Source organism: Streptomyces shenzhenensis (assembly GCF_003688995.1).
GTDB classification, from domain to species: Bacteria; Actinomycetota; Actinomycetes; order Streptomycetales; family Streptomycetaceae; genus Streptomyces; species Streptomyces shenzhenensis_A.
The window spans coordinates 270,770-285,644 of record NZ_PENI01000004.1; the positions used below are offsets into that span (position 1 = coordinate 270,770).

At 69.7% G+C, this 14,875-nt stretch carries 11 protein-coding genes; all 11 read left to right on the top strand.

Annotated elements, in window-relative coordinates:
- Positions 1 to 208 precede the first annotated feature (208 nt).
- The gene (gene folC / locus CTZ28_RS08855; protein ID WP_121888709.1) at positions 209 to 1,723 is read left to right on the top strand and encodes a bifunctional tetrahydrofolate synthase/dihydrofolate synthase; all 1,515 of its coding nucleotides are present in this window, start codon (positions 209 to 211) and stop codon (positions 1,721 to 1,723) included.
- Between the two features lie 7 nt (positions 1,724 to 1,730).
- A complete protein-coding gene (locus CTZ28_RS08860; RefSeq protein WP_121888710.1) occupies positions 1,731 to 2,096 on the top strand; it encodes a DUF4233 domain-containing protein in 366 nt (121 codons plus the stop codon).
- A 64-nt stretch (positions 2,097 to 2,160) separates the two neighbouring features.
- Positions 2,161 to 2,574 (top strand): nucleoside-diphosphate kinase, encoded by a 414-nt coding sequence (ndk, locus tag CTZ28_RS08865; RefSeq protein WP_121888711.1) that lies wholly within the window; start codon positions 2,161 to 2,163, stop codon positions 2,572 to 2,574.
- A gap of 970 nt (positions 2,575 to 3,544) precedes the next feature.
- Entirely contained in the window at positions 3,545 to 4,564 is a 1,020-nt protein-coding gene (locus CTZ28_RS08870; RefSeq protein ID WP_121888712.1) for a rod shape-determining protein, read from the top strand.
- Positions 4,565 to 4,727: 163 nt separating this feature from the next.
- A complete protein-coding gene (mreC, locus tag CTZ28_RS08875; protein WP_121888713.1) occupies positions 4,728 to 5,690 on the top strand; it encodes a rod shape-determining protein MreC in 963 nt (320 codons plus the stop codon).
- Between the two features lie 13 nt (positions 5,691 to 5,703).
- The gene (gene mreD / locus CTZ28_RS08880) at positions 5,704 to 6,399 is read left to right on the top strand and encodes a rod shape-determining protein MreD (protein WP_121888714.1); all 696 of its coding nucleotides are present in this window, start codon (positions 5,704 to 5,706) and stop codon (positions 6,397 to 6,399) included.
- Positions 6,400 to 6,589: 190 nt separating this feature from the next.
- Positions 6,590 to 8,839: a penicillin-binding protein 2 gene (gene mrdA / locus CTZ28_RS08885; RefSeq protein ID WP_121888715.1), complete on the top strand. Its 2,250-nt coding sequence runs from the start codon at positions 6,590 to 6,592 to the stop codon at positions 8,837 to 8,839.
- The gene (rodA, locus tag CTZ28_RS08890; RefSeq protein ID WP_121888716.1) at positions 8,836 to 10,035 is read left to right on the top strand and encodes a rod shape-determining protein RodA; all 1,200 of its coding nucleotides are present in this window, start codon (positions 8,836 to 8,838) and stop codon (positions 10,033 to 10,035) included. The genes mrdA and rodA overlap by 4 nt, the downstream gene beginning before the upstream one ends.
- Before the next feature lie 102 nt (positions 10,036 to 10,137).
- Entirely contained in the window at positions 10,138 to 11,652 is a 1,515-nt protein-coding gene (locus tag CTZ28_RS08895) for a CYTH and CHAD domain-containing protein (protein WP_121888717.1), read from the top strand.
- A gap of 70 nt (positions 11,653 to 11,722) precedes the next feature.
- Positions 11,723 to 13,702 (top strand): TIGR03960 family B12-binding radical SAM protein, encoded by a 1,980-nt coding sequence (locus tag CTZ28_RS08905; protein WP_121888719.1) that lies wholly within the window; start codon positions 11,723 to 11,725, stop codon positions 13,700 to 13,702.
- Positions 13,703 to 13,915: 213 nt separating this feature from the next.
- Positions 13,916 to 14,731, top strand: coding sequence for a S1 RNA-binding domain-containing protein (locus CTZ28_RS08910; RefSeq protein WP_121888720.1), 816 nt, complete (start codon positions 13,916 to 13,918; stop codon positions 14,729 to 14,731).
- Positions 14,732 to 14,875 lie beyond the last annotated feature (144 nt).

Consider the following 14,875-nt stretch of genomic DNA (forward strand, 5'->3'; position numbering starts at 1 on the left):
CCGAACCGCCGCCGCAGGCACGACGCACCCGCAGCCGGCGATCAAGGCAATGCGACCCCGATCCGCCGCCGCAGGCACAGCGCGCCAGTAGTCGGCAACCAAGGCGACCCCCCCGCACCGCTGCCGCAGGCACCGCGCACCCGCACCTGAAAGCCAACCCCACCCCCGAACCGCCGAAGCAAGCGCAGCGCCTCCGTAGACTGACCCCGTGAGCGACCTCCCGCACGAGAACGACCAGCCCGACCCCCTCGACGGTTTCGACGAGATCATCGAGGCTGAGACCACCCGCGACCCCGACCTCGCGGTGATCGAGGCCGGCAGCCGCACCCTGCGCACACAGGGCGGCCCGGCGCACGCCGAGGCGCCCGCGCGACCGGCGGACCCCGAGGTCGACAAGGCCCTGCGCGAGGTCGAGGCGGAGCTGGCCACCCGCTGGGGCGAGACCAAGCTGGAGCCCTCCGTCACCCGGATCGCCGCGCTCGTGGACGTGCTGGGGGAGCCGCAGCGGGCGTACCCGTCGATCCACATCACGGGAACCAACGGCAAGACGTCCACGGCCCGCATGATCGAGGTGCTGCTCGGCGCCTTCGAGCTGCGCACCGGCCGCTACACCTCGCCGCACGTCCAGTCGATCACCGAGCGGATCAGCCTCGACGGCGCCCCGATCTCCGCCGAGCGGTTCATCGAGACGTACCAGGACATCAAGCCGTACATCGAGATGGTCGACGCCCAGCAGGAGTACCGGCTCTCCTTCTTCGAGGTGCTCACCGGCATGGCGTACGCCGCCTTCGCGGACGCCCCGGTCGACGTGGCCGTCGTCGAGGTGGGCATGGGCGGCAGCTGGGACGCGACGAACGTGATCGACGCCGATGTCGCCGTGATCACGCCGATAGACCTGGACCACACCGACCGGCTCGGCGCGACCCACGCGGAGATCGCCACCGAGAAGGCCGGGATCATCAAGCAGGGCGCGACCGTGATCATGGCGCAGCAGCCGGTGGACGCGGCGCAGGTGCTGCTGAAGAAGGCCGTGGAGGTCGATGCCACGGTGGCCCGCGAGGGCCTGGAGTTCGGCGTGCTGGCGCGGCAGGTCGCGGTCGGCGGCCAGCTGCTGACGCTGCGCGGGCTCGGCGGCGAGTACCCGGAGGTCTACCTCCCGCTGCACGGCGCCTACCAGGCGCACAACGCCGCCGTCGCGCTGGCCGCGGTGGAGGCGTTCTTCGGCGTCGGCGCGCTGCGTGCCGAGCCGCTGTACATCGACACCGTCCGCAGGGCCTTCGCGGCCGTGTCCTCGCCGGGCCGGCTGGAGGTCGTACGGCACTCGCCGACCGTCGTCCTGGACGCCGCGCACAACCCGGCGGGCGCGCGGGCCACGGCCGAGGCGGTGGCGGAGGCCTTCGACTTCAGCCGGCTGATCGGTGTGGTGGGCGCGAGCGGCGACAAGAACGTCCGCGGGCTGCTCGAGGCGTTCGAGCCGATCTTCGCGGAGGTCGTCGTCACCCAGAACTCCAGCCATCGCGCGATGGACGCGGACGAGCTGGCCGCGGTCGCCGTGGAGGTGTTCGGGGAGGAGCGGGTCCAGGTGGAGCCGCGGCTGCCGGACGCCCTGGAGGCCGCGATCACGCTGGCCGAGGAGGAGGGCGAGTTCGCGGGCGGCGGCGTGCTGGTCACGGGCTCGGTCATCACCGTGGGCGAGGCCCGACTGCTGCTCGGAAAGGGCTGAGAAACCGATGCGTATGCTGTGCTCCTCGACCCTGATCGGCGAGGTCTTCATCATTGGCTTCGCCGGGCTCGTGGCGATGAAGGACCCGGATCTGACGACGTCGACGGTGTGGACGGTCAGCGGGATCGCGATGGTCCTGTGCGTGCTGCTGTGCGGCATGGTGACCAGGCCCGGGGGTGTGGCGCTCGGCTGGGCGCTGCAGATCGCGCTGATCGCCTCCGGGTTCGTCGTACCGACGATGTTCATCCTCGGCGTGATGTTCGCGGCGCTGTGGTGGGCGTCCGTGCACTTCGGGCGGAAGATCGACGAGGCGAAGGCGAGGTTCGCTGCGCAGGCCGGGCAGGCCGGGGCCGCGGGAGCTGACGCTGCGTAACAGGGGCTCGGACACGCCCTGTAACCTCATCCCACCGCACACGTCTGTACGAAGGAGCCCTCCCGTGACTCAGCGCACCCTCGTCCTCCTCAAGCCCGACGCCGTCCGGCGCGGCCTGACCGGCGAGATCATCAGCCGTATCGAGCGGAAGGCCGGCTGGCGGATCACCGCGCTGGAGCTGCGCACCCTGGACCAGGACACGCTGGAGCAGCACTACGGCGAGCACCAGGGCAAGCCCTTCTACGAGCCGCTGGTCGAGTTCATGGCGTCCGGTCCCGTGGTGGCGCTGATCGTCGAGGGCGAGCGGGTCATCGAGGGGCTGCGCGCCCTGGCGGGCCCCACCGACCCGATCGCGGCGGCGCCCGGTTCGATCCGCGGCGACTACGGCGTGATCGTCCGCGAGAACCTGATCCACGCGTCGGACTCGGAGGAGTCCGCCACCCGAGAAATCAAAATCTTCTTCCCCACCCACCCCTGACCCACCCGCTGCCGGGCCCTTGGTGCGGCGGCGCGCCTTTGTGAGACTTGGTGCGCCCCACCGCGTGGTGTCGACGTGTGCGCGGACTGGGGCCCTGACGGCCCGGGGGGAGTCATACGGTCCCGGGGCCGGTCCCTCGACGCGGCGCAGGCACGCGCCTTTACGCGCCCCGCTGCCGCGGTCGCGGGCCCGTCGCCGCTGGGGGCGGGCCTTCAATGCGGCGCAGGCGCGTGCCCTTGCGGGTCTCGGCGCACCCCGCGCGGGAGCTGGGCCTGCCGCCGCTCGCCCGAGTCCTTTCCGGGCTGGGGGCATCACCCCGCCATGTTGCCGGTCCCGGGTCGCGTCCTTGATGCGCCGCAGGCGCGCGGCGCGCCCCGCCGGTGGTGCCGTCGTGTGCGCGGGAGCGTGTCTTCAGCCCCCCCGGAGCCTGGGCGTGCGCCGCCGCTTGTCTCTTGCCTGGGCCCGTTTCGGGCTGGGGCATCACACCGCGACAGTGCCGGGCCCGGGGAGTCGCACGGTCACGTTCTTGATGCGCCGCAGGCGCGTGTCTTGCGTCGGCCCGAGTTTCGGTTCGCTCGGGGGTGCCAACAGGGCGGGGCGACACGCGGTCGGTGGAGTCCGGTCGGGGTGGCGCTGGTCTGTGCCTCGTATGCTGCCTTCCGGTGGACGTGCATGTTGTGCGGAGTTTTCTGAGGTGGCGTCAAGGGGAGTATGCGGCTGAGCTGCGGTAGGCGTATATTTTCGGCCGCCGCTCGGTATACGCGTGGCGATCGGGGGAACGAGTGCCCCCGTTGGCCCGTCTCCACAAGCGGGGCGGCTACGCGCATGATGACAATGGCGAAGACCCTCGCGCAGTGTTCGTGCAGGCGCGTCTACCATGGAAGCCTTCACGTCACCGCACCTACTTCGCCAACCTGAAAAGCCCTCAAAAGCTCCCAGGAAGGCCAGACGAATCCTGATGGGGAACTCAATGTCGTTCATCGGCCGTGACATGGCTGTCGACCTCGGGACCGCCAACACGCTGGTGTACGTCAGGGGTCGCGGGATCGTACTCAACGAGCCGTCCGTGGTCGCGATCAACACCAATACCGGTGGCATCCTCGCGGTCGGCGCCGAAGCGAAGAAGATGATCGGGCGGACGCCGGGCAACATCGTGGCCGTACGCCCGCTGAAGGACGGCGTGATCGCCGACTTCGAGATCACCGAGCGGATGCTCCGCTACTTCATCCTGAAGATCCACAAGCGGCGGTATCTCGCCCGGCCGCGCGTCGTCGTCTGCGTGCCCTCCGGCATCACCGGCGTCGAGCGCCGCGCCGTCATCGAGGCGTCGTCCCAGGCCGGCGCCCGCCAGGTGCACATCATCGAGGAGCCCATGGCCGCCGCCATCGGCTCCGGGCTGCCGGTCCACGAGGCCACGGGCAACATGGTGGTGGACATCGGCGGCGGCACCACAGAGGTGGCGGTCATCTCGCTCGGCGGCATCGTCACCGCCCAGTCCATCCGCGTCGCGGGCGACGAACTGGACAACGCGATCATCCAGCACATCAAGAAGGAGTACTCCCTCCTCCTCGGTGAGCGGACGGCGGAACAGATCAAGATCACGATCGGTTCGGCGTACGACCTCGACTCCGACGAGCACACCGAAATCCGCGGCCGGGACCTCGTCTCCGGGCTGCCCAAGACGGTCGTAATCTCCGCCGGTGAGGTGCGCAAGGCGATCGAGGAGCCCGTCAACGCGATCGTCGACGCCGTCAAGACGACCCTCGACAAGTGTCCGCCGGAGCTGTCCGGCGACATCATGGACCGCGGGATCGTACTGACCGGCGGCGGCGCCCTGCTGCGCGGCCTCGACGAGCGGCTGCGCCGGGAGACCGGCATGCCGATCCACATCGCCGAGGATCCGCTGGACAGCGTGGCGTTGGGCTCCGGCAAGTGCGTCGAGGAGTTCGAGGCGCTCCAGCAGGTGCTGGACGCCCAGCCGCGCAGATGACACAACTCTTCGATTCCGCCGTACGAGATGATCCCCTCTCGTACGGCGGATCGTTGATATAGAGGCATAAGATCCCGCAAATGGGCCCCCAGGGTTTGCGCTTAGGGTTCGCGCTCCGAGGGGGCCACCCGAATTCCTATGAGGAAGGGCACGGCCGCCGCACGTGAGGGACACGAAAGAGAGCCGGCTGCTCCTGGTGCTGCTGATCGCCATCGCGTTCGCGCTGATCACGGTGGACATCCGCGGCGGCCAGAACTCCCCGGTCGACGGTGCCCGGCAGGCCGCCGCCACGGTCTTCGGCCCGATCGAGAACGGGGTGTCCTCGGCGGTCGATCCCGTCGGCAACGCGGTCTCGGCCGTCCGCGACTCCGGCGAACGCCATGACCGGCTCGCCCGCCTGGAGAAGGAGAACGCGGCCCTCAAGGCGAAGCTCGGCAGCGACGACCGTAACCGCAGCCGCCTCAACCAGCTCGACAAGATGCTGAAGATCGCGGGTGAGGGCCAGTACGGCATCAAGGGCGCCCAGGTCATCGCGATAGGAGCGGCCCAGGGTTTCTCCTGGACCATCACCATCGACATGGGCGCCAACGACGGCATCCAGCGCGACATGACCGTACTCAACGGTGACGGACTCGTCGGGCGCGTCACCACCGTCGGACCCGACACGGCCACCGTGCTGCTCGCCAGCGATCCCGACTTCACCGTCGGCACCCGACTGGAGGGCAGCGACGAACTCGGCTTCGCCTCCGGGCAGGGCGACCGCCCGCTGCGCGTCGAACTCCTCAACGGCAAGGCGGAAGTGAAGAAAGGCGATCGGCTCGTCACCTTCGGCTCGCAGGCCGACCGGCCCTTCGTGCCCGGCGTGCCCGTGGGCGTCGTCTCCCGCGTCGACCCCTCCGGCGGCGGCCTGACCCGCACCCTGTACGTCACGCCGTACGTCGGCTTCAGCAAGCTCGACATCGTCGGTGTCGTCGTCCAGGCCCCGAAGAAGGACCCGCGCGACGAGGTGCTCCCCGCCAAGCCCAAGCCGACCCCGACCCCGACGGTGACCGTCACGGTCACCCCGTCCGCGGACGCGGCCGGCACCGATCAATATCAGAGCGACACCTCCGATCAGCAGCAGTAGGAGCGAATCCCCCATGCGCGTCAACCGGATCCTGCTCTCGACCGCCCTCGTCGTCGTCGCCCTGGTGCTCCAGGTGAGCGTCCTCGCCCGGCTGCACCTGCCGGGCGCCGTCCCCGATCTGCTGCTGCTCACCGTCCTCGGCCTGGCCCTGGTCTACGGCCATGTCGGCGGCGCCCTCGTCGGCTTCGGCGCCGGCCTGCTCGCCGACCTCGCGCCGCCCGCCGACCACGCCGCCGGCCGCTACGCCCTGGTGCTGTGCGTCATCGGCTACCTCGCCGGGCTCGCCAAGCCCGACTACGGCCGGCTCAAGTCGGCCACCGGCTCCATGCTCGTGGTGGTCGCCGCCGCGATCGGCTCGACGCTGCTGTACGCCCTCGTCGGCGCCCTCGTCGGCGACACCGCCGCCCGCCATGTCGGCCTCGGCGGCCTGCTGTTGACCGCCGCCCTGTACGACCTGCTGCTGGCGCCGTTCGTGGTGCCCGGCATCATGGCCCTGGCCCGCCGCGCCGAGAACGACCCGCTCGCCGAGCCCGGTTCCGTGGCCAAGGGCACGGACATCTCCTCCGGCTGGCTCTCCTCCGGCACGGGGCTGCGCCTAGGCGGCCGGCGCGGCGGCCGCGGCGGGCGTGGTGGCCGCGGCGGTCTGAAGGCCAAGGCCCGGATCCGCACCGCGCGGGTCGGCCGCATCAAGGGGGTCAAGCGGCTGTGACGACACGGCAGTTCGGGACGGGCGCACACAGCTTCATCGGATATGACACAGACGCACACGGGGAGGGGGCGGCCGGCACAGTGACCCACGGCCACCCGTCTCCCGCCACCACCCTCAGCGAAATGGGCTTCGCCCATGACTAATGCCCACCCGTCTCCCACCACCGCCCTCAGGGGAATGGGCTTCGCCCATGACTAATATTCCGGAGACCGGACGGACCCCGCGGGTCCAGATCCGGCTCGTCGTCATCCAGATCCTCGTCCTCTCCCTTCTCGGCACCCTCGGCGGCCGGCTGTGGTACCTGCAGATCCGCGAGGGCGCCGCCTACCAGAAGGAGGCGTCCGGCAACCACGTCCAGCAGGTCGTGGCGCCCGCGGTGCGCGGCGCGATCCTCGACGCGCGCGGCGTACCGCTCGCCGACAACGAGACCCGTCTCGTGGTCTCCGCCTCCCGTACGGATCTGCTCAAGCAGAAGGACGACGGCAAGGCGGTCCTCACCAAGCTGGCCGGTGTCCTCGGCATGTCTCCCGAGGAGGTCATGCTGAAGGTCCGGCTGTGCGACGCCAAGACCCCGCAGCCCTGCTGGAACGGCTCGCCGTACCAGCCGATCCCGATCACCGACGAGGCCACCGCCAAGCAGGCCCTGCAGATCCGCGAGCGCTCCGAGGACTTCCCCGGCATCACCGCCGAACCGGAGGCCGTACGCCGCTACCCGGGCCCGGGCAAGTCCAACACCGCCCAGGTGCTCGGCTACCTCTCGCCGGTCACCGACGACGAGATCCAGCAGGCCAAGGACGGCGACTCGCCGTATCTGCGCTCCGACATGGTCGGCCGCAGCGGTCTGGAGCGCCAGTACGACAAGGAGCTACGCGGCAAGGCCGGCGTCACCCGCTACGAGGTCGACAACCTCGGCCGTGTCATCGGCCAGGCCGAGTCCGACGCCGCCGAGCCCGGTGCCCACCTGGTCACCAGCATCGACTCCCGCGTGCAGCGCGTCGCCGAGTACGAGCTGGACAAGGCGATGAAGACGGCCCGCCAGCAGTTCGACAAGATCACCGGCGAGAACTACAAGGCGGACTCAGGCGCCGTCGTCGTCATGGAGGCCAAGACCGGCCGGGTCGTCGCCATGGCCTCCGCGCCGACGTACGACCCGAACGTGTGGGTCGGCGGTATCTCCGCCAAGGACTACAAGGCCCTCACCGGGAAGAACTCCGACTACCCGCTGCTCAACCGGGCCATACAGGGTCAGTCCGCGCCCGGTTCGACCTTCAAGGTGGTCTCCACGGCCGCCGCGGTCGAGGCCGGCTACGCCTGGGACGGTGGCTACCCGTGCACCAGCTCGTACTCGGTCGGCAACCAGGTCTTCAAGAACTTCGAGGGTGAGAGCTTTGGCCCCATCTCGCTCGGCCGGGCCCTGGAGGTCTCCTGCGACACCGTCTTCTACGGCCTCGCCCACAACGAGTGGAAGAAGGACGGCGGCATCCACCCGAAGAAGGGCCAGCCCAAGGACTACTTCTTCAAGGCCGCCCACCAGTTCGGCCTCGGCAAGGAGACCGGCGTCGACCTGCCCAACGAGGTCACCGGCCGCGTCCCCGACCGCCAGTGGAAGCAGTCGTACTGGGAGGCCAACAAGGACGCCTGGTGCAAGAGCGGCAAGAAGGACGGCTCCTACGTCGAGATGATCGCCTACGAGAACTGCCTCGAAGGCAACCAGATGCGCGCCGGTGACGAGATCAACTACTCCATCGGGCAGGGCGACACCCTCGTCACCCCGATCCAGGAGGCCGTGATCTACGGCGCCATCGCCAACGGCGGCACCATGTACACGCCGACCATCGGCAAGGCGGTCATCAGCGCCGACGGCAAGACCGTCCACGAGATCAAGCCCAAGTCGCACGGCAAGCTGCCGATCAACCAGGCCGCGATCAAGGGCATGGACGAGGCCCTCGAGGGCGTGGTCACCCGCGGTACCGCCGCCTGGAAGTTCGGCGGCTGGCCCCAGAACAAGATCCCGCTGCACGCCAAGACCGGTACCGCCGAGGTCTACGGCAAGCAGACCACGTCCTGGCTCGCCACGTACTCCGAGGACTACACGGTCATCATGACCATCGCCCAGGCCGGTACGGGTTCCGGGGCCTCCGGTGAGGCCGTCCGCAACATCTACAACGCGATGTACGGCGTCCAGGCCGACGGCTCCATCGACAACAAGAAGGCCCTGCTGCCCACCCCGGAGAAGAACCTGCCGAAGGTCCGCACGGACGGCACGATCACCTCCCCGAAGATCTCCGACGACCCGGTCAAGGACGTGCTGTCCTCCCCGTCGCCGTCGGCACCCGCGGACGGCACCCAGCCCGCGGCGACCACCTCGCCCGGCACGGGCAACAGCAACACCCGCAGACGGCGGCCACGCCGCCGGGGCAGCCGGAGGATGCTCACATGACCGGCGCGAACAGCTTCTCCGTCTCCGGATACGGGCCCGAGCGGGCCGGCTGGACCCGCATCTTCGCCCGCGACTCGGTGGCCCGCCGTCTCGACTGGCCGATACTGCTCGCGGCCCTCGCCCTGTCCCTGCTGGGCTCCCTGCTGGTCTACTCCGCGACCCGCAACCGCACCGAGATCAACCAGGGCGACCCGTACTACTTCCTCATCCGCCACCTCATGAACACCGGCATCGGGTTCGCCCTGATGATCGGCACCGTCTGGCTCGGCCACCGCGCCCTGCGCAACGCCGTACCGGTCCTCTACGGCCTCTCGCTCGTCGGCGTGCTGCTGGTGCTCACCCCGCTCGGCTCCACGGTCAACGGCGCCCACTCGTGGATCGTGCTCGGCGGCGGCTTCTCGCTCCAGCCGTCCGAGTTCGTCAAGGTCACGATCATCCTGGGCATGGCCATGCTGCTCGGCGCCCGGGTCGACGCGGGCGACAAGAAATACCCCGACCACCGCACCGTCCTACAGGCCCTGGGACTGGCCGCCGTACCGGTCCTGGTCGTGCTGCTCATGCCCGACCTCGGCTCGGTCATGGTCATGGTCGTCATCGTGCTGGGCGTGCTGCTCGCCTCCGGCGCCTCCAACCGCTGGATCTTCGGCCTGCTCGCCGCGGGCGCCTTCGGCGCGATCGCCGTATGGCAGCTGCACATCCTGGACGACTACCAGATCAACCGGTTCGCCGCCTTCGCCAACCCCAGCCTCGACCCGGCCGGCGTCGGCTACAACACCAACCAGGCCCGTATCGCCATCGGCTCGGGCGGACTCACCGGCGCCGGGCTGTTCCACGGCTCGCAGACCACCGGCCAGTTCGTCCCCGAACAGCAGACGGACTTCGTGTTCACGGTCGCCGGCGAGGAACTGGGCTTCCTCGGCGCGGGCCTGATCATCTGCCTGCTCGGCGTGGTCCTGTGGCGGGCCTGCCGGATCGCCCGCGAGACGACCGAGCTGTACGGCACCATCGTCGCCGCCGGGATCGTCGCCTGGTTCGCCTTCCAGTCCTTCGAGAACATCGGCATGACCCTCGGCATCATGCCGGTCACCGGACTGCCCCTGCCGTTCGTCTCCTACGGCGGCACATCGATGTTCGCGGTGTGGGTGGCGGTGGGGCTGTTGCAGTCGATCCGCGTGCAGCGCCCCATGTCCGCCTGAAGTCCAGCTCATGCGGTTCACTCGGGTGATGGCGGGAGTTTTCCCGCCATTCACCTCGATCCGCCCCTGCCATCCCGGCCCGGCTGCCACTAGATTCAATTCATGGCGGATACGAAGCGCGAGATCGAGCGCAAGTACGAATCCGACGACAGCGGCCTGCCCGACCTGACCGGCGTCGGCGGGGTGGCGAACGTCCTGGACATGGGCGTCGTGGAGCTCGACGCCACCTACTACGACACCGCCGACGAGCGCCTGGCCGCGCACGCCGTCACCCTGCGCCGCCGCACCGGCGGCACCGACGCCGGCTGGCACCTCAAGCTCCCCGTCGCCCCCGGCGTCCGCGACGAGATCCAGGCACCGCTCTCCGACCGCGTTCCGCACGCCCTCGCCGCCCTGACCCGCTCCCGCATCCGCGACGCCGCGCTGCTCCCCCTGGTCCGGCTGCGCTCCGCCCGCGACCTGCGCCACCTCGTGGACGCCGACGGCAAGCTGCTCGCCGAGGTCAGCATGGACGCCGTCACCGCCGAACGGCTCACCGGCGACGGCGGCACCGCCCAGTGGACCGAGATCGAGGTGGAACTCGCCGAAGGAACCGCCCCGGGCTTCCTCGACAAGGTGGAGAAGCGGCTGCGCAAGGCGGGCGTACGGCCGTCAGCGTCGCCGTCCAAGCTGGCCCGCGCCCTCGCCGACACCGCCCCGCCGGAGAGCGAGGGCCGCCGCGCGCGGCCCGCGGCACCCGCCGAACCCGTCACCGCGGGCGACCACGTCCTCGCCTACGTCCGCGCCCAGCGCGACGCGATCATCGAGCTGGACCCGGCCGTACGGCGCGACGAGTACGACTCCGTGCACCGCATGCGCGTCGCCACCCGCCGGATGCGCAGCGCCTTCCGCTCCTACGGCAAGGTCCTCGACCGCACCGTCACCGACCCCGTCGGCGACGAGCTGAAATGGCTCGCGGCCGAGCTGGGCGTGGACCGCGACCGCGAGGTGCTCACCGAGCGCATCACCGCCGCCCTCGGCGAACTGCCCCGCACCCTGGTCACCGGCCCCGTCCGCGCCCGCCTGCGCACCTGGGCGCACGTCAGCCGCGGCGGCTCGCGCCGCCGGCTCGTCGACGTCCTGGACTCCGCGCGCTATCTGACCCTGCTCGACACCCTGGACGCCCTGGTCACCGACCCGCCGCTGCTCCCGGCCGCGGCCGGGAAACCGGAAAAGGTGATCGCCAAGGCCGTACGGAAGGACTTCGCCAAGGTCTCCGCGCTGGTCGAGCAGGCGATCGACCTCCCGCCCGGACACGACCGCGACCTGGCGCTGCACGAGGCCCGCAAGAAGTCCAAGCGGACCCGGTACGCGGCGGAGGCGGCCACCCCGGCGCTCGGCGACCCGGCCGCCGACCTGACCAAGGCCATGAAGTCCCTGCAGACCCTGCTCGGCGACCACCAGGACAGCGTCATGGCCCGCCAGACGCTGCGCGAGCTGTCCGTCGTGGCGCACACGGCGAAGGAGAGCGCGTTCACCTACGGGCTGCTGTACGGGCGCGAGGAGCAGCGGGCGGCGGCCGTGGAGGCCGAGCTGCCCGAAGCGTGGCGGGCGGCCGGGGCCCGGGCGCTCGGCTGAGCGTAGGGGGGAGGCCCCCGAGCGGGTTAGGCTTGATGGTCCCCCCTGTCAGCTCACGAAGGTTCGCGAGATGCCTGCCGAAGCCGCCGAGGCCGCGGAGTCCGTCTTCCCACAGCTCGAAGCTCTGCTCCCGCATGTGCAGAAGCCGATCCAGTACGTCGGCGGAGAGCTCAACTCCACGGTCAAGCCGTGGGAATCCTGTGATGTCCGCTGGGCACTCATGTACCCGGACGCGTACGAGGTCGGCCTGCCCAACCAGGGCGTCATGATCCTCTACGAGGTGCTCAACGAGCAGGACGGCGTCCTCGCCGAGCGCACCTACAGCGTGTGGCCGGACCTGGAGACGCTGATGCGCGAGCACGGCGTGCCCCAGTTCACCGTGGACAGCCACCGCCCGGTCCGCGCCTTCGACGTGTTCGGCCTGTCCTTCTCCACGGAGCTGGGCTACACGAACATGCTGACGGCCCTGGAGCTGGCCGGGATCCCGCTGGAGTCGCGCGAGCGCACCATCGACGATCCGATCGTGCTGGCCGGCGGCCACGCGGCCTTCAACCCGGAGCCGATCGCCGACTTCATCGACGCGGCCGTCATCGGCGACGGCGAGCAGGCCGTGCTCGACATGACCCGGATCATCCGCGAGTGGAAGGCCGAGGGCCGCCCCGGCGGCCGCGAGGAGGTCCTCTTCCGCCTCGCGCGGACCGGCGGGGTGTACGTCCCGGGGTTCTACGACGTCGAATACCTCGCCGACGGCCGGATCGCGCGCGTGGTCCCCAACCGGTCGGGCGTGCCGTGGCGGGTCTCCAAGCACACGGTCATGGACCTGGACGAGTGGCCCTACCCCAAGCAGCCGCTGGTGCCGCTCGCGGAGACGGTCCATGAGCGCATGTCGGTGGAGATCTTCCGCGGCTGCACCCGCGGCTGCCGCTTCTGCCAGGCGGGCATGATCACCCGCCCGGTGCGCGAGCGCTCCATCACGGGCATCGGCGAGATGGTCGACAAGGGCCTGAAGGCGACGGGCTTCGAGGAGGTCGGCCTGCTGTCGTTGTCGTCGGCCGACCACTCGGAGATCGGCGACATCGCCAGGGGCCTGGCCGACCGCTACGAGGAGGACAAGATCGGTCTGTCCCTCCCCTCCACCCGCGTGGACGCCTTCAACATCGACCTGGCGAACGAGCTGACCCGCAACGGCCGCCGCTCGGGCCTGACCTTCGCCCCGGAGGGCGGCTCGGAACGCATCCGCAAGGTCATCAACAAGATGGTCTCGGAGGAGGACCTCATCCGTACGGTGGCGACGGCGTACGGCAACGGCTGGCGCCAGGTGAAGCTGTACTTCATGTGCGGCCTGCCGACGGAGACCGACGACGACGTCCTCCAGATCGCCGACATGGCGACCCGCGTCATCCAGAAGGGCCGCGAGGTCTCCGGCGCCAACGACATCCGCTGCACGGTCTCGATCGGCGGCTTCGTGCCCAAGCCGCACACTCCCTTTCAGTGGGCCCCGCAGCTGTCGGCCGGGGAGACCGACGCCCGCCTGGAGAAACTGCGGGACAAGATCCGCGGCGACAAGAAGTACGGCCGCTCGATCGGTTTCCGCTACCACGACGGCAAGCCCGGCATCGTCGAGGGCCTGCTCTCCCGGGGCGACCGCCGCATCGGCGCGGTGATCCGCGCGGTCTACGAGGACGGCGGCCGCTTCGACGGCTGGCGCGAGCACTTCTCCTACGACCGCTGGATGGCCTGCGCCGACAAGGCCCTGGCCGTGTTCGGCGTCGACGTCGACTGGTACACCACCCGCGAGCGCGCCTACGAGGAAGTCCTCCCCTGGGACCACCTCGACTCGGGCCTCGACAAGGACTGGCTCTGGGAGGACTGGCAGGACGCCCTCGACGAGACGGAGGTCGAGGACTGCCGCTGGACGCCCTGCTTCGACTGCGGGGTGTGCCCTCAAATGGACACATCAATCCAAATCGGCCCAACGGGCAAGAAGTTGCTGCCCTTGACGGTCAAGAACGCGGGTCCTACGCCGGCTTCGAGTGGTCACGCGCACTGAGGTGAGCGAGGCACTCGATCGGGTGATTGAGGCGCTGGCGGGGTGAGTGAGGAGGAGGTGGCCGCTGCGCTGGCTGCGGTTGGCGGCGCACGTCCTCGCCCCCCAGCGCCTTCCACCGTCTCTAAAACGCCGCTGCCAGGCCCCAGAGACGCCTCACAGATCGTCTCCGAGGTGGAGTGGGTTTAGCGATCTCCTCGTGAGAGCCTGGGCGACATGGGGGAGGCGTCGGCCGATCAGGCCATGAGGGGGTTTCTGGCAGGGATCCATATTGGTGATCTCTGCCATGGGACAGTCGCGTCGGTCGCTCGGTCTGAGGCGTCGGTGGTCCTGGACGGTTTCGCGGCCCACCCGCTTGGGGTGGTGGGGGAGTTGGACGGTTCCTGGCGTCGGCGTTTCGCCGAGGTCGCCGTGGTGGGGCAGAGGATCACCGGCGAAGTGATTGCCTTGGATCTGAATGCGGGGCGGGTACGGCTGTCGATGGCGGCCACCGAGAACCCGGAGCTCTGGGCGTTCCTCAAGTGGCTTCGTCCGGCTGAGATCCTGACCGGCACGGTGGCGGCGATCGAGCGGTTCGGCGTGTTCGTGTCGCTGGACGAGGGCCCTGATCATCCGGTGTATCCCGGCGTCGGCTTCATCACGTATTCCGAACTGTCCTGGCGTCGTTTCGAGGCGGCGTCCGACATCGTTGAGGTCGGGCAGCGGGTGTTGTGTGAGTTCTTGCAGTTCGACACATGGAACGGGGAGGCCCGGCTGTCCCTGCGGGCGATGCAGTCGGACCCCTTCCTGGTGTTCGTCGAAGGCATCGCGGTGGGACAAAGGCTGAGCGGGCGGGTGACGAAACTGGTCCCGTTCGGTGCCTTCGTGGAGGTCGCCGACGGCATCGAGGGCTTGGTGCATCTGTCCGAGCTGAACTCGGTGCCCGTGGCGGCGCCGGAGGATGTCGTACAGGTCGGCGATCAGTTGACAGTTGTCGTCACGGACGTTGACCGCGAGCGACGCCGGCTGTCGCTCTCTCGGCGACAAGCTTGAGCGGTTGCGGTTCGGACCGTGTCCACAGATGGACACATCAATCCAAATCGGCCCAACCGGCAAGAAGTTGCTACCACTGACAGTCAAGAACCCCGAGCCGCCCCCCACTTCGGCGGGCCACACACACTGAGCCGAGCGGGGCTG

Coding starts and splice junctions, on each gene's coding strand:
- CTZ28_RS08860 (WP_121888710.1), top strand. CDS start 1,731: ATGCGTATGCTGTGCTCCTCGACCCTGATCGGCGAGGTCTTCATCATT.
- CTZ28_RS08870 (WP_121888712.1), top strand. CDS start 3,545: ATGTCGTTCATCGGCCGTGACATGGCTGTCGACCTCGGGACCGCCAAC.
- mreD (WP_121888714.1), top strand. CDS start 5,704: ATGCGCGTCAACCGGATCCTGCTCTCGACCGCCCTCGTCGTCGTCGCC.
- mrdA (WP_121888715.1), top strand. CDS start 6,590: ATGACTAATATTCCGGAGACCGGACGGACCCCGCGGGTCCAGATCCGG.
- rodA (WP_121888716.1), top strand. CDS start 8,836: ATGACCGGCGCGAACAGCTTCTCCGTCTCCGGATACGGGCCCGAGCGG.
- CTZ28_RS08895 (WP_121888717.1), top strand. CDS start 10,138: ATGGCGGATACGAAGCGCGAGATCGAGCGCAAGTACGAATCCGACGAC.
- CTZ28_RS08905 (WP_121888719.1), top strand. CDS start 11,723: ATGCCTGCCGAAGCCGCCGAGGCCGCGGAGTCCGTCTTCCCACAGCTC.
- CTZ28_RS08910 (WP_121888720.1), top strand. CDS start 13,916: ATGGGGGAGGCGTCGGCCGATCAGGCCATGAGGGGGTTTCTGGCAGGG.